Consider the following 15,060-nt stretch of genomic DNA (forward strand, 5'->3'; position numbering starts at 1 on the left):
TCAACCGGCGATCGTTGCATCCGCGTTGAGTATGACGGTGCGCCCGCTCTGCGCCGCGGCGTAAATCGCTTCGATCAGGCGCAGGTCGCGCAGGCCCATTTCGCCCGGCGTGATGATCGCCGTGCCCTCCCGGATCGCGCTGGCGAGGTGGTCGAGCTGACCAGCGAACTGGACTTCAGAGTCCCCCGGCGTGAGATCGCGCCGGTCGCGGCCTGTCTCCAGCGCGAGCGTCAGGCCACCATAATTGGTCGCCGGGCGCATCACCAGCGCGCCTCCCGTGCCGCGCGCCTCCACCATGTTGAGACCGGCCGAAGCGTAGGACGTCACGATCTGCGCCGCCGCGCCCGAGGGGAAGTGCCATTGGGTCGCGACATGGGCGTAGATTTCCGCAAAGCGCGGATCGTTGGCGGGGCGATAGGCGCTGGCGCTGATCCGGTCGGGCAGCTCGCCTGACAGGTAGAGGGCGGCCTGTAGTCCGTAGATCCCGTAATCCTCCAGTGGCCCGCCCCCTGCCAGCGCGCGGCTGACGCGCCAGTTCTGCGGCGGGGTGGTCGGGCCCATGCGGTAGGAATGTTCGGTGCGGATCAGCCGGAGGTCGCCCACGGCCCGGTCGCGCATCAGCTCCATCGCGGCGCGATTATAGGGTTCAAAGTGGCAGCGGTAGGCGATCATCAGCTTGCGATTGGCGCGCTGGCTGGCGGCGATCATCCGTTCGCACTCGGCGCTGGAGAGCGCCATCGGCTTTTCGCACATCACGTGCTTGCCCGCGGCAAAGGCCCGCTCCGCCCATGCGGCGTGCAGGCCGGTCGGGAGCACGATATAGACCGCCTCGACCGCCGGATTGGCGGCGATTTCGGCGAAGCTGTCGTAGGAATAGCGGGCTTCCGGCGGCACGCCGTAAGCCTCGCCCACTGCGCGCAGCTTGGCGGGGTTGCCCGAGACCAGCGCGGTAATATGCGCACGCTCGGATTGGGCGAAGCGCGGCATGATCTGCCTCAGCGCATAGTCACCCAGCCCGATGATCGCAAAGCCGACGCTGCCCGGCAGGTGCGCGCGGGGCGGGGCAGTGGGGAGCGTCAACCCGTCCGGCAGCGGCTGTCCCGTGGCGACAGGATTGCGCGACGGGCCGAGCGCCGCCGCGCCCGACATCACCAGACCGGCCGCGGCCGCCGTGCCGCCCACTTCGATCAGCCGCCGCCGCGTGATGCCGTGATCCTGCGTCATCCTCCGCCTCCTTTCAGGCCTGCCACGTCCCATCGACCCGGCGCAGCACCGGGCTAGGCCCATCGAGCAGCGCCTTGGGCAGCAATGCGGCGGGCAGGTCCTGATAGCTGACCGGCCGCAGGAAGCGATCAATCGCCAGCGTGCCGACCGAGGTGCTGCGCCCGTCCGACGTGGCCGGGAAGGGGCCACCGTGCACCATCGCGTGGGTCACTTCCACCCCCGTTGGCCAGGCATTGGCGATAATCCGCCCGGCGCGGTTTTCAAGGATCGGGATGAGCTTGCGCTCCGCCGGATAATCGGCCGAGGCCATATGCAGCGTGGCGGTAAGCTGGCCCTCCATGTCCGAAAGGATCGCGGAGACTTCGTCCAGATCGGTGCAGACCACGATGATCGAGCTGGGGCCGAACACCTCATGGCTGAGGACCGGGTTGGCGCGGAACGCTGCGCCCGAGACGGTGAAGACCTGCGCCTGTCCGCAAGCACCCGCGCCTGCCGTGCCGGTGCCGACCAGCTCCGCGCCCGGCTGTGCGCCGATGGTTGCGATACCCTTGGCATAGGCGGACTGGATGCCGGACGTCAGCATGGTTTGCGCCGGAATGCCGGTGAGCGCGGCGCCCACGGCGGCGATGAAGCGGGTGGTCGCCTCGCCCTCCACCGCCAGAACGATCCCCGGATTGGTGCAGAACTGGCCCGCCCCCAGTGACAGCGAGCCGACATAGGCGGCGGCGAGTTCGTCGGCGGCTTCGTCCATCCGGGTGGGCATCAACACCACCGGGTTGACGCTGCTCATCTCGGCATAGACCGGGATCGGCACGGGCCGCGCGGCGGCGTGGTTCATCAAGGCGAGACCCCCGGCGCGCGACCCAGTGAAGCCCACGGCAGCGATGCGCGGGTTTTTCACCAGCGCCTCGCCCAGCGCGAAGTCCGTGCCGTTCACAAGGCTGAACACACCGTCCGGCAGCCCCGCTTCGCGCACCGCATCGAGGATTGCGCCAGCCACCAGCTCGGACGTGCCGGGGTGCGCCGGGTGGCCCTTGACCACCACGCAGCACCCGGCGGCGAGCGCCGAAGCAGTGTCACCGCCTGCCACCGAGAAAGCCAGCGGGAAGTTGCTCGCGCCGAACACGGCGACGGGGCCAAGGGGCACCTTGCGCATCCTGAGATCAGGCTTGGGCGGGGTGCGTTGCGGCAAGGCGTGATCGATCCGAAGCCCCTGCCACGCGCCATTCTCGACCTCGTCGGCGAACAGGCGGAGCTGACCCACAGTGCGCCCGCGTTCGCCATTGAGACGCGCTTCGGGCAGGCCGCTTTCCAGCATCGCGCGCTGGGTGAGACTATCGCCGAGTGCGTCGATTTTTGCGGCGACCGATCGCAGAAAGGCGGCGCGCTGCGCCAAGGGCAAGTCGGCGAAGACCGGCTGCGCCGCGGCCGCGGCCGCGCAGGCATCGGCGACATCATCAGTGTTGGCCTGCGCGAACGCCGGTTCAAGCGCTGCACCGCTCGCTGCCGCCACCGCTGCGAAATGTTCTGTGCCTTCGCGCCACTCGCCCGCAACCAAATTTCTGCCCGTCAGCATTGCCGTTCCTCTCGAAGCCCGAATCCGTTTGTGAAAACGCGGCTTGCCATAGCGCGATTTTCGGTGAAAGGTAGCGCTACCATAAATGGTGTGGGTTGCAACACAGCAACCGGGGAGAGGGATCTTGGAGAATAATCGGGGCGGCACCAACATGGTGCTGATTTCCGCGATCGTTGCGGTTGCGACCATCGGCGGATTGCTGTTCGGCTATGATAGCGGCGCGGTCAACGGCACGCAGCCGGGGTTGCAGGCGGAATTCGGTCTGGGCGTGGGCGGACTGGGCTTCACGGTCAGTTCGCTGCTGATCGGCTGCTTTATCGGCGCATTCTTTGCGGGCACGCTCGCCGACCAGATGGGACGGCGCAATGTCATGCGGATCGCCGCGGTGCTGTTCCTTGCCGGCGCGCTGATCCAAGGGCTGACCGAGAGCCATGTGCTGTTCGTGATCGCCCGCATCGCGGGCGGAATGGCGGTGGGCGCGGCCAGTGTGCTGTCGCCCGCCTATATCGCCGAGGTTGCGCCAGCGAATATTCGCGGACGTATGACCACGGTGCAGCAGATCATGATCATCACCGGCCTGACGCTGGCGTTCCTCGTGAACTATTTTCTCGCGGCGGCGGCAGGCAGCTCGACCGGCGACTTCTGGGGCGGGATCGCCGCGTGGCGCTGGATGTATCTGATGCAGGCGCTGCCCGCGGCGATCTTCCTCGCCGCGCTGTTCTTCATCCCGGAAAGCCCGCGCTATCTGATCGGTAAGGGCCGCCATGCCGAGGCTTCCAAGGTGCTGACCGACCTGTTCGGTGCCGAAGAGGCCGCCGTCAAGCTCGCCGAAATCCGCGCGAGCTTTTCGGAAGATCACCGCCCGCGCCTTGCTGACGTGCTGGCACCGGCAGGCACGAAGAGTCTGCTCAGGATGCGTCCGATTGTGTGGGTCGGCATCATGTTGGCGGTGTTTCAGCAACTCGTCGGGATCAACGTGATCTTCTATTATGGCGCGACGCTGTGGCAGCTGGCGGGCTTCACCGAGGCGGATTCGCTGCTGATCAACATCGTCTCGGGCGCGGTTTCGATTGCGGCCTGCTTCGTCACGATTGCGGTGATCGACAAGGTCGGGCGCAAGCCACTGCTGCTGATCGGTTCGGCGGGGATGGCGGCGACCTTGTTCGTGATGGTGTTCGTGTTTAGCCAGGGCGGTTTGGATGCGGCGGGCAATCTGGTGCTGTCGGCGAGCCTCGGCACGACGGCGGTGGTGGCGGCCAACCTCTATGTCATCTTCTTCAATGTCAGCTGGGGCCCGGTGATGTGGGTGATGCTGGCGGAGATGTTCCCCAACCAGATTCGCGGATCGGCGCTGGCCGTGGCGGGCTTCTTCCAGTGGTTCGCCAACTTCCTCATCGCGCAAAGCTTCCCGCTGATGGCGGCGGGGATCGGCCTTGCGGCGAGTTACAGCTTCTACGCCGTGTGCGCGACCATCAGCTTTGTCCTCGTCCAGCGTTTCATCGTCGAGACCAAGGGCAAGGAACTGGAGGAGATGGTCGGATAGGGCCGCCGATGATAGCGAGGACGCCATGATGTCAGATGCTCCTCAGCCGATCCGTGTCGTCGTCCTTGGCGGCGGCACGGCAGGCTGGATGACCGCCGCCGGAATTGCCAAGCTGCTGCCCGATCTGGCGCGCGTCCAACTGGTCGAGAGCGAGGAGATCGGCATCGTCGGCGTGGGCGAGGCGACATTGCCGCATATTCGCGGCTTCGTCGAAAAGCTCGGGATCGACGAGGCGGCCTTCATGAAGGCCACCCATGCGACCTTCAAGCTGGGCATCGACTTCCGCGATTTCGGGCGGATCGGGGAAAGCTACATCCACCCCTTCGGCTCCTTCGGCGAGGAGGTCGCAGGCGTCGGCTTCCACCACTATTGGCTGGAACTGGCCCGGCACGGCATGGCGCGGGAGCTGGGCGAATATTCGCTCGCGGTGGCGGCGGCCAAGGCCAACCGTTTCCGCCCACCATCGCAGGACGACAGCCTCGGCTCGACCTATGGCTATGCCTATCAGTTTGATGCGACGCTGTTCGGCCCCTTCATGCGCGAATTCGGGCTGGGCCTCGGGATCGAGCGGCATGAGGGCCGGGTCGTCAGCGTCGAGCGTGATGCCGCCAGTGGCGATGTGGTTGCGCTGGTGTTGGCGGATGGTCGGCGGGTCGTGGGCGATCTGTTCGTCGATTGCTCGGGCTTCCGCTCGCTGCTGCTGGGGCAGGAACTGGGCGTGGCGTGGGAGGATTGGACACATTGGCTCCCGTGTGACCGGGCAGCAGCCATGCCCTGCACCCATGCGACCGACGACCTGCGCCCCTACACCACCGCCACCGCCATGCCCGCCGGTTGGCGCTGGCAGATCCCGCTCCAGCACCGGATGGGCAATGGCTATGTCTTCTCCTCGGCCCATATCACCGAGGAACAGGCCTGCGACGCGATCCGCGCGAGCGCCGAGGGCACGCCGCTGGCAGAGCCACGCATCCTCAAATTCCGCCCCGGCAGACGTGCGCAATCGTGGAGCCACAATGTTATCGGCGTGGGGCTGGCGAGCGGGTTTCTCGAACCGCTCGAATCCACCTCGATCTACCTCGCGCAGATGGCGATCACCTATCTGATCGAGCTGTTCCCGGCAGCCGCGGGCCAGATCGACCCGCGCGACCGGGCCGAGTTCAACCGGCTGGTCGACATGGAATATGACCGGGTGCGGGACTTCCTGATCCTGCACTACCATGCCACCACGCGCGACGATTCCGAGTTCTGGAATCATGTGCGCACCATGCGGGTGCCCGACAGTCTGGCGGATAAGCTCGAGCTGTGGCGCAATGCCGGGCGGATCGAGAAATATTCGGACGGGCTGTTCTACGATGCCAGCTGGATCGCGGTCTATGTCGGGCAGGGGATGCTGCCCGAGCGCCATGACCCGCGCGCGGGCTTCATCGACCCGCAAGCGCTGGCGCGCGCGACCGAACGCTTGCGCATGGCGGTGACGGGCGAGGTTGCCACCATGCCCGGTCACCGCGATTACCTGCGGGCCGAAGCCGCGCGGCTTGCCGAGGCCGCATGAGCATCCCGCGCGAGCCTTTGCGCCGGGTGGTCGTGGCCGGCGGCGGGCACGTCGGCGTGCTCGCCGCACTGGCGTTGCGCCGCAGCCTGCCGGGATGCGAGGTGATCGTGATCGGCAGTCAACCGGGGCCCGCCGCTTTTGCCGACTGGTCGCCCAGCGCCATGCCCTTCACCAACAAGCTGCATGACCGGCTGGGCATTGCCGAGGCCGATATCATCACCAAGGCAGGGGGATCCTACCGGCTGGTGACCCGCTATTCCGGATGGGGCGAGGGCGAGCAGCAGGGGGTGCTTGCCTATGGCGAGGCGCTCGACCCAACGCTCAAGACTGCGTTTGCGCGGGACTGGGGGCGGGTTCGCCCGCTGGGCGCTGGCGCGCCGCCCGCTGGGAGCGTGGCGCAGGTGCTCGCCGAAGCGGCCCGCTTTGCCCCGCCGCCGCCGGGCGAGCCCACGCCCTTGGCAGCGGTCGATTACGCGCTGCGCTGGCACCCGGCGGCCTATCGCGCGCTGCTGATCCAGCAGGCCGAGGCTGCGGGCGTGCGCTATGCCGAAGGGGTGATCGACCGGATCGAGCCGGGTGAGGGCGATGCCATCCGCGCTGTCGGTCTGGCCGGGCAGGGCCTGATCGAGGCCGATCTGTTCATCGATTGCACCGGGCCGCAAGCGAGCCTGCTTGCCGCTCATCCCCGGTTCGCCTTCACTGACTGGTCGGCGAGCCTGCCGACCCGCCATGTCTATCTGGCCGATCCCGCTGCGCCGGTGATCGCGCTGGAGGATCGCATCACGCTGACCTCCGCTGGCTGGGTCACCGAAGTCGCCGGGCGGGACGGGTTGCACCGCGTGCTCGGGACGGCGGAGCCCTTGGCGCGCCATGAGGCCGAAGCGCTGCTCGGCACTTCAGCGCGGGCGGCGATTGCGCTCACGCCGGGACGGGCGGCGGAACCGTGGATCGGCAATGTCGTCGCCCTGGGTGATGCCGCCGCACGGTTCGCACCGCTGGGGCCGCTCCATCTGGATCTCGCCCACCGCCAGCTTGATCTGCTGCTGGAAATGCTGCCCGGCCGCGCGATCTCGCCGCTGGAGCGCGCGGAGTATAACCGCCGTTCCGGCCTGATGATGGAGGGCGTACACGAGGTGCTGGCGCTCCATTTCGCCGGCATCGAAGCGCAGCGCGTGTTTGGCGCAAGGGTGCTGCCGGGCCGGGTGGGGGCGGTGATCGACCAGTTCGTGCGGCGCGGGCGCATTCCGTTCCGCGAGGAATTGCCCTTGCTGGGGCAGGAGCAATATGCGCTGCTGGTCGCGCTGGGCTGGACACCGGGCCTGCCGCCCGCCGCGCGCCATGCCGATGCGGCCGCAGAAGCCCGTGCGCGCGCCGCGTTCGACGCCGAAGCCCGCGCCGCGCTGGCCTTTGCGCCGCCCTATGATCAATGGCTCGCGCGGGCGGTCAATGCTAACCGAGCGCCTGCCGGATAGCGCTGCGCATCTGCGCAAAGCGTTCGGGTGAGGGTGGGCCAAGGATGCCCTTGGCGTGAGCGGGCAGATGCGCCGAGGGATCGTCGCTGAAAATGTAGTAATCGAGCATCTCGCGCCACACCGCGCGCTGATCATCCGGCAGGTGCCGGAATGCGAGCAGCGCATGGAGCAGCCCTTCGTAAGGGCTCCCGATCCCGTCCGGTTGCCCGGGCGTCCACCAGTAATTCACAAGGATGCTGACCGGATCGAGCGATTCCACCCCGTGCCACCAGCCATAGGGAATGTAGATCGCATCCCCCGGCTCCAGCGTCGCAACCTCGGCATGACGCGCGGCTTCGGCGAAGCGCGGGAAGCGCGCCAGATCGGGCGCATGGGGATCGACCATGCTGACGGGGATGCCGGCCGGGGTCAGCTCAAACGGACCGGGATAGAGCCCCCCGATCTGATCGGGCGGGTAGAGCGTGAAACGCCGTCGTCCGGCGACGCAGCAGGCGACATTCTCCTTGGCATCGTAATGCACGCCCACGCGGATGCGGTTGCCGATCCAGATGCGCGCAGTCACCTCGGGCAACAACGCCAAGCGGTTCTCGCGCGCGAAGGCGGGGAGCAGGCTGGCGATCTCTTCCGATTGCACCGCCATCGCGGGCGGATCGGGCATGGCGGCTGCGCTCAGCAGATCGTCCAGAAAGGTTTCGAGCCGCCCGCTGCCGCGCACGAAATTGAGCCGCGTGAGATCGGGGGTGTAGAAGAAGCGGCCCTTTTCCGATGGCGCCGCCGCGATGGCGCCCACCGGCCGGGTGGTCGGCTCGCGCGAAAGATAGGCGACAATCGCCGCATCCCCCGCCCGTGCGGCGGCGACCACGGGCCAGTCCGCCACCTGCCCGCGCAGCACCACCGGGCGAATGGCCGCACGCAGGGCTGCGAATGCTTCGTCGCCAATCGGCCCTGACAGCTCGGACATCGGGACGGGGAGGGGAAGGCCGCTCACGCCGTCAGATATTCCGAGCGCGGGATCGCGCCGCCGTGCTGGTGCAGGAAGTCATCCTGCGTCGGCAGCTGATCGACGGTCTGGCGGATCACCTCGCGGATGTGCGCCAGCCGGGTGCGGGTTTCGGCCTCGTCCAGCATCCAGGCTGCCGGGTGATGGGACTGCGGGGTCACCCCCTGGCTCAGCATCACCGAAAGCCAACTGTCTTCGGTGAACAGCTCGTTGTTCTCACGGATGATCCGGCCCGAAGAGCGGAACATTTCGAGCTTTTCGGCCAGCCCATCGGGCGGCGGCAGGTTGCGGCAATACCGCCAGAATTCCGAATCATCCCGCTCGCTCGCGCGGTAGTGCAGCACCAGAAAATCCCGGATGTTGCGATATTCGCGGGTGGTTTCGAAGTTGAAACGGTCAATCTCCACCGCCGAAAAGCCGGTATCGGGGAACAGCGCCAGCAACCGCGCGATGCCCGATTGCACCAGGTGGATCGACGTCGATTCGAGCGGTTCGAGGAAGCCCGCCGCCAGCCCCAGAGCGACGACGTTCTTGTCCCACGCGCGCGCGCGGTGCCCGGCGGTAAAGGCGATCTGGTTGGGATCGGCGAGCGGCTTGCCATCGAGGTTCGCCAGCAACAGATCGGTCGCCGCAGTGCGATCAATGTGGGCCGAGGAGAACACATGGCCATTGCCGATCCGGTGCTGAAGCGGGATGCGCCACTGCCATCCGGCCGGGCGCGCGGTCGAGCGGGTCAGCGGTTCGTTGCGTCCGCCCAGTTCGCAGGGCACCGCCACCGCGCTGTCGCACGGCAGCCACTTGGTCCAGTCGATGAAAGGCACGCCCAACGCCTGTCCCAGAAGGAGCGAGCGGAAGCCCGAGCAGTCTATGAACAGCTCGCCCGCAACCTCGCGCCCGTCTTCGAGCGTGACGGCGGTGACGAAGCCCGTCTCGCCATCCTGCTTCACGCCGGTGATCCGGCCTTCGACCCGCACCGCGCCCGCGTTCTCGGCATAGCCGCGCAGGAACCGGGCATAGCGGCCTGCGTCGAACTGAAAGGCGTAGGACAGTTTCGACATCGGCGATTTGGGGTTGTCGGGCCGGGGCCAACCGAACCGCCCCGATTTGCCGGCCACCGCCGCCACCGAATAATCGTCGATCCGCGAGCGATCACCCACCTGTTGTCCGCGCAGCCAGAAATGCTGGAATTCGATCCCCAGCATGTCGATCCCGAAGCTGCCGAAGGGGTGGACGTAGGAATGCCCCGGCCTGAGCCAATCGACGAACTCGATCCCGAGTTTGTAGGTCGCGCGGGTTTCGCGCATGAACTGCATTTCATCGAGGCCGAGCAGGCGGTTGAAGCCGATGATCTGCGGGATGGTCGCCTCTCCCACGCCGACCGTGCCGATCGCCTCGCTTTCGACCAGCGTCACCGACAGGCCCGGCATTTGCCCGAGCACCCGGACGAGCGCAGCCGCCGTCATCCATCCGGCGGTGCCGCCGCCCACCACCACGATCTTCGTGACAGGTTGCGGCACGCTCATACGTTCACCGCCTGCGCGGGCGCAATTGGAGAGGCGACTTCGTTCCAGCTACCCGATTGGCGCAGGAAGTCTTCATGCACCGGCAGCTTGTCGGCGATGTCGCGATAGGCCGCGCGCATCTGCGCCATCGCAGCGGCAACCTTGGACTCGTCCAGCGTGTCGGCGATCGGATCATGCATGTCGGGCCAGATGTTCTGCCCCAGCATCACCGCGATCCAACTCGGCGCGGTGAACAGCTCGGCATTTTCGCGGAACACCCGCCCGCGATGCTGCCAAAGCGCCATTTTGCGGGCGAGGCTGTCGGGCACGTCCATGTGGCGGACATAGCGCCAGAACGCCGAATCCTCGCGCTGCGTCGCCTTGTAGTGGAGGATGATGAAGTCCCGCACATCCTCGAACAGTTCGCGCATCCCGCGATTATATTCGTCGCGCTCCAGCGGGCGGATGGGATTGTCGGGAAACAGCGCGAACAGGCGCGCGATGCCGTTCTGGATCAGGTGAATGCTGGTCGATTCGAGCGGCTCGATAAAGCCTGACGACAGCCCGATGGCGACCACATTGTGGTTCCACGCCTTGCGCCGCATCCCGGTGAGGAAGCGCAAGGCGCGCGGTTCGCCCAGCGGCTCGGTTTCGAGGTTGGCAAGCAGGATGTCGCGCGCGCGGTCTTCGTCCATGAAGGCGCTCGAGAAGACATGGCCGTTGCCGGTACGGTGCTGAAGCGGGATGCGCCATTGCCAGCCTGCGGCGTGCGCGGTGGAACGGGTGAAGGGATCGGGCGGGCCGGGGTTGCGGCTGGGAACAGCCAACGCGCGGTCCATCGGCAGCCAGTGGCTCCAATCCTCGTAACCGGTCTCCAGCGCGTCTTCGATCAGCAGACCCCTGAAGCCCGAGCAATCGATGAACAGATCGCCTGCGACGGTTGAGCCGCTGTCCAGCGTGACGCTTTCCACATCACCGCTTTCGCCATTGCGGGAGACCTTGGTGATCTGGCCCTCGATCCGGGTCACGCCCTGACGCGTCGCCAGACGGCGCAGGTAGGCCGCATAAAGTCCGGCATCGAAGTGGTAGGCATAGGCGATCTGGTTCACCAGCGACTGCGCACCCGCGGCCGGGCGGGCAAAGCGGCCCATGCGTGCCGCGGCCGTGCTCATCGAATAGTCGCCAATATCGCCTGCACCGCCACTGCGCGCGTGCTCGCGCAGGAACAATTGGTGGAAGGCGATGCCGTGGAGATCCTGGCCGTAGGTGCCGAAGGGGTGGAAGTACCGATCACCCACCTGGCCCCAATTGACGAACTCGATCCCCAGTTTGCAGGTGCCGCGGGTTTCGCGCAGAAATTCTGCTTCGGGAATGTCGAGCATCGCGTTGAAGCTGCGAATCGGCGGGATGGTGGCTTCCCCCACGCCGACCGTGCCGATGGCGTCGGATTCGATCAGGGTGACGGTGCGCTGCCCATCATTGAAGAACCGCACAAGCGCGGCAGCCGCCATCCATCCGGCGGTCCCGCCACCGACGATTACGACCCGTGCAAGGCGGTTCGCGTTACCGATACCATTCATCCCAGCCATCCTGTCCCAACCCTACCGTGCCGAGAGATTGTTGGCAAATTGCCACAGTTCCCCTGCAAATCTTCGAAGACCTATTGTCAAGCGCCCCACACAGCGATAAGCCATCGTCCCACAAGAGGGCAAGCTATCTAACAATAAATGATAGCGCTAACATGGGGAGGGATCTTATGCGCACAGCAGTGCATGGCCACGGCGTTGGGGCAGGCGTCAGGGACTCGTGGTTCAAAAGCGCTTTGCGCGCCGGTGCTTCGGCGCTGGTTGTCAGCAGCGCGATCAGCGGCAGCGGTGCCTGGGCGCAGGAGCAAGCCCAACCCGAACCGGAGGTCGAAGATACGACCGCGGTGGAACAGCCTGTCAACGAGATCGTCGTCAGCGGCCTGCGCGCCTCGCTCGCCAATGCCCAGAACGTGAAGAAGAACGCCGACACCGTCGTCGATGCGATCACCGCGCAGGATATTGGCGCGCTGCCCGATCGTTCGGTGACCGAAGCGCTCCAGCGCGTTCCGGGTGTTGCCATCAACCGCTTCGCCGGATCGAACGATCCCGACCACTTCTCGGTCGAAGGTTCGGGTGTGGTGGTGCGCGGCCTCAACTTCGTGCGTTCGGAATTCAACGGCCGCAGCGCCTTTGCTTCGGGCGTCGGCGGGCAGGCGCTCAACTTTGCCGACGTGCCGGCCGAACTGCTCGGCTCGGTGATCATCAGCAAGAACGCCACCGCCGAATCCATCGAAGGCGGGCTCGCGGGTACGGTCAACCTCAACACCCGCAAGCCGTTCGACAACAATGGCTTCAAGGTCGCCTTCAGTGCTGAGGCCAACTACGGCGATTTCCGCAAGGAATGGACGCCCACGCTGTCGGGCTTGATCAGCAACACCTGGGATACCGACAAGGGCCGCTTCGGCCTGCTGTTCAGCGGCTCCTACTCCGAGATCAAGAGCCGCGCCGATGGCTTGCAAATCGCCAACTACCAGACCCGTGACGGGCAGTTGGTGAACGCCGCCAATGCGGGCGGCGTGCGCGTTTGCCGCAATCCGCTTCCGGGCTCGGCGGACAATTTCACCTTGCCGGGCGCAGGCGCCTTGTGCGGCGCCAATGGCGTGGCCGGAGCGGACGGCTTTGCCGACTATGCCGCATCGCGCGTGGCCCCGGTCGGCGGTCAGTTCCGCACGCAGGAATTTGATCGCAAGCGCAACGGGATCGCGGTTTCGGCGCAGTTTGAATCGATCGACGAAAAGACCCTGATCACCGCGGAGTTCATCCGTTCGGCCTCCACCAACAAGTGGGGCGAGTACACCTTCGAGACCGCGCCCGATCTGTCCGAGTATCAGACCTATCCGATCGGCTGCCGTCAGAATGCCGACGGCCCGAACCGGGTCAATCCCGATGGGTCGGCAGGCGATCCCACGCCGCGGGCGCAATGCCCGGTCGGCGGGTTCACCGACTTCCTCTATGACGACACCGGCCTGTTCCAGTCGGGCTACATCGTCAACGCATCGAATGGTTGGCGCGGCGATCCGGGCGCATCGCCCTTCGTGCCGATTGGCGGGCTTCAGCAGTCGCTGGCGCGCCGTCAGGTCGACGACCGGATCACCAACGAAGACTACTCGATCAACCTGCGCACCGAATTGACCGATCGTTTCACGGTCGAGATCGACGCGCAATATGCCACCTCGCGCAAGCGGAACCTCGATTTCAGCGTGTTCGGTTCGTCCTTCGCTGATCAGGAGCTCGATATCTCGGGCGATCTGCCGGTGATCATCCCGCGCAAACCGCAATATCTCGGCTATGTCTGGTCGACGCCGGGCGCCGATCTGGCGGGCGCGACGGAAGATCAATACTTCACCGATCCCCGCTTCCAGTTCTGGCGGGCCGCGATGGACCACATCGAGGACAGCACCGGCAAGCAATATGCCTTCCAGGCCGACATGGCTTACGAATTTGATGACGATTCCTTCCTGCGCAAGGCCAAGTGGGGCGCGCGCTATCAGGACCGCGATCAGACGGTGCGCTACACCACCTATAACTGGGGGATGCTGAGCGAAACCTGGTCGGGCAGCCGTCCGGTCAACTTCGCCGACAGCACGCAGGTCCCATCGGAGCGCTATGAATTCCCGAACTTCTTCCGCGGCAAGGTGCCCGGCCCTCCGGGCGCGTTCTACTACGCCGGGGATCTGATCGGCGATTATGAAGGCGCGATTAGCGATTTCCAGTCGGTGCAGGATCAGGCCCGCGCGCTCGGCGCCTCGCCGAGCTGGGTGCCGCTTTCGGGCCGTCAGAACGCTATCGCCGGAACGCCGTATCTGCCCGAGGATATTCAGCCGATTGCCCAGCAGGATACGGCTGCCTACGTGCAGCTCGAATTCGGCACGGACAACCTGTTCGGGGACCTGCGCCTGTCGGGCAATGTCGGCCTGCGCTACGTCAACACCGCCATCCGCTCGCAAGGGTCGATCGGGGTGCCGAGCGGCCAGGCGCTCAACATCCTCGATCCGTTCGATATCCGCTGCGCCGCCGTGGTCCCGCCGGGCGCGCCGCCGGGCACGCAGCCGTCCCGTCCGGGCGGGGTCTGCAATCTCGGGCCGCAGGGCTACGCCGATCTTCAGACCTTTGCGGGTAGTGGCGGATCGCAGTTCGATGTCGCCGATGTCGATTACAGCTTCTGGCTGCCCAGCCTCAACCTCAAGCTCGGCATCACCGATGATGTGATTGTCCGCTTTGCCGGATCGAAGGTGCTGACCCGGCCCGACAACTCCTATGTTCGCAACTTCCTCCAGATCGGTCTGGGGCAGAGCGGCGAGCTGACGGCGCAGTCCGGCAACCCCTTCATCCGTCCGGCCACCGCGTGGCAGTTCGATTTCACCGCGGAATGGTATTTCGACACGGTCGGCTCGCTGACTTTCAATGCCTTCTACAAGGACATCAAGGACTTCTTCTATCAGGAGGTCACCAGCCGTCAGGTCACCAGCAATGGGATCACCCGCGACGTGCTGGTGCGCGGTCCGGCCAACTTCGATGATAATGGGAAGATCAAGGGCTTCGAGGTCGCTTACCAGCAGACCTATGACTTCCTGCCCAAACCGCTCGATGGTCTGGGGGTGGCTGCCAACTACACCTATATCAAGAGCAGCGGCCTGCCGAACACCTTCCTCAACACGGGCGAGCCGGTGGATGAATCCACGATCCCGCCGGGCAACCTGCCGCTCGAACAGCTCTCGAAGCACAACGTCAACGCGACCGTGTTCTACGAGAAGGGGCCGTTCAGCCTGCGGGCCGCCTATAACTGGCGCTCACGCTTCCTGCTGACCCCGGCGGATGTGATCTTCCCGTTCTACTCGATCTTCAACGAGTCGACCGGACAGCTCGATGCGTCGATCTTCTTCAACGTGACGAAGGATATCCGGGTCGGCGTGCAAGGGGTGAACCTGCTCGACGAGGTCACAAGGACCACGCAGGCTTACACAGGCGACGCCAGCGTCTTGGCCCCCCGTTCGTTCTTCATGAATGACCGGCGCTTCTCCTTCATCGTGCGGGGCAACTTCTGACCCCTCGCTTCACAGTCCCCAGGGAAAGGGCTCTCCGGCATCTGCCGGGGGGCCCTTTTC

At 65.8% G+C, this 15,060-nt stretch carries 9 protein-coding genes; 4 read left to right on the plus strand and 5 right to left on the minus strand.

Annotated elements, in window-relative coordinates; all coding sequences use genetic code 11:
* Positions 1 to 1,224: a Gfo/Idh/MocA family protein gene (locus ACLBKT_RS02155; protein ID WP_410181337.1), complete on the minus strand. Its 1,224-nt coding sequence runs from the start codon at positions 1,222 to 1,224 to the stop codon at positions 1 to 3.
* 13 nt (positions 1,225 to 1,237) lie between these two features.
* Positions 1,238 to 2,800, minus strand: a complete 1,563-nt coding sequence (locus tag ACLBKT_RS02160; RefSeq protein ID WP_410181338.1) for an aldehyde dehydrogenase (NADP(+)) — start codon at positions 2,798 to 2,800, stop codon at positions 1,238 to 1,240.
* A 121-nt stretch (positions 2,801 to 2,921) separates the two neighbouring features.
* Here ACLBKT_RS02160 and ACLBKT_RS02165 point away from each other — a divergent pair, with 121 nt between their 5' ends.
* From ACLBKT_RS02165 to ACLBKT_RS02175, 3 genes are read left to right on the plus strand one after another with little or no spacing between them, the layout of a single operon-like run.
* The gene (locus ACLBKT_RS02165; protein ID WP_410183629.1) at positions 2,922 to 4,343 is read left to right on the plus strand and encodes a sugar porter family MFS transporter; all 1,422 of its coding nucleotides are present in this window, start codon (positions 2,922 to 2,924) and stop codon (positions 4,341 to 4,343) included.
* Positions 4,344 to 4,371: 28 nt separating this feature from the next.
* Entirely contained in the window at positions 4,372 to 5,895 is a 1,524-nt protein-coding gene (locus ACLBKT_RS02170; RefSeq protein WP_410181339.1) for a tryptophan halogenase family protein, read from the plus strand.
* Positions 5,892 to 7,367: an FAD-dependent oxidoreductase gene (locus ACLBKT_RS02175; RefSeq protein WP_410181340.1), complete on the plus strand. Its 1,476-nt coding sequence runs from the start codon at positions 5,892 to 5,894 to the stop codon at positions 7,365 to 7,367. The genes ACLBKT_RS02170 and ACLBKT_RS02175 overlap by 4 nt, the downstream gene beginning before the upstream one ends.
* Here ACLBKT_RS02175 and ACLBKT_RS02180 read toward each other — a convergent pair.
* The 3 genes from ACLBKT_RS02180 to ACLBKT_RS02190 are packed head-to-tail and all read right to left on the minus strand — an operon-like array spanning position 7,345 to position 11,449.
* On the minus strand, positions 7,345 to 8,355 hold the full coding sequence (locus ACLBKT_RS02180; protein ID WP_410181341.1) for a cupin-like domain-containing protein: 1,011 nt from the start codon (positions 8,353 to 8,355) through the stop codon (positions 7,345 to 7,347). The genes ACLBKT_RS02175 and ACLBKT_RS02180 overlap by 23 nt on opposite strands.
* Positions 8,352 to 9,890 carry a tryptophan halogenase family protein gene (locus ACLBKT_RS02185; RefSeq protein ID WP_410181342.1) on the minus strand — a complete coding sequence of 513 codons (1,539 nt, stop codon included), beginning with the start codon at positions 9,888 to 9,890 and terminating at the stop codon, positions 8,352 to 8,354. Before ACLBKT_RS02185 ends, ACLBKT_RS02180 begins: the two co-directional genes overlap by 4 nt.
* Complete coding sequence (locus ACLBKT_RS02190) at positions 9,887 to 11,449, minus strand: tryptophan halogenase family protein (RefSeq protein WP_410181343.1); 1,563 nt, start codon at positions 11,447 to 11,449, stop codon at positions 9,887 to 9,889. Before ACLBKT_RS02190 ends, ACLBKT_RS02185 begins: the two co-directional genes overlap by 4 nt.
* Positions 11,450 to 11,625: 176 nt before the next feature.
* On the opposite strand from ACLBKT_RS02190, the gene ACLBKT_RS02195 reads away from it, so the two are divergent.
* Positions 11,626 to 15,000 carry a TonB-dependent receptor gene (locus ACLBKT_RS02195; RefSeq protein WP_410181344.1) on the plus strand — a complete coding sequence of 1,125 codons (3,375 nt, stop codon included), beginning with the start codon at positions 11,626 to 11,628 and terminating at the stop codon, positions 14,998 to 15,000.
* The last annotated feature ends 60 nt before the right edge of the window (positions 15,001 to 15,060 follow it).

The organism is Erythrobacter sp. W302b (assembly GCF_046452395.1).
In the GTDB taxonomy this organism is placed as follows: Bacteria; Pseudomonadota; Alphaproteobacteria; order Sphingomonadales; family Sphingomonadaceae; genus Erythrobacter.

Bases quoted from the DNA above. Each gene is read 5' to 3' on its own strand.
- ACLBKT_RS02155 (WP_410181337.1), bottom strand. From the start codon at position 1,224: ATGACGCAGGATCACGGCATCACGCGGCGGCGGCTGATCGAAGTGGGC.
- ACLBKT_RS02160 (WP_410181338.1), bottom strand. From the start codon at position 2,800: ATGCTGACGGGCAGAAATTTGGTTGCGGGCGAGTGGCGCGAAGGCACA.
- ACLBKT_RS02170 (WP_410181339.1), top strand. From the start codon at position 4,372: ATGTCAGATGCTCCTCAGCCGATCCGTGTCGTCGTCCTTGGCGGCGGC.
- ACLBKT_RS02175 (WP_410181340.1), top strand. From the start codon at position 5,892: ATGAGCATCCCGCGCGAGCCTTTGCGCCGGGTGGTCGTGGCCGGCGGC.
- ACLBKT_RS02185 (WP_410181342.1), bottom strand. From the start codon at position 9,890: ATGAGCGTGCCGCAACCTGTCACGAAGATCGTGGTGGTGGGCGGCGGC.
- ACLBKT_RS02190 (WP_410181343.1), bottom strand. From the start codon at position 11,449: ATGAATGGTATCGGTAACGCGAACCGCCTTGCACGGGTCGTAATCGTC.
- ACLBKT_RS02195 (WP_410181344.1), top strand. From the start codon at position 11,626: ATGCGCACAGCAGTGCATGGCCACGGCGTTGGGGCAGGCGTCAGGGAC.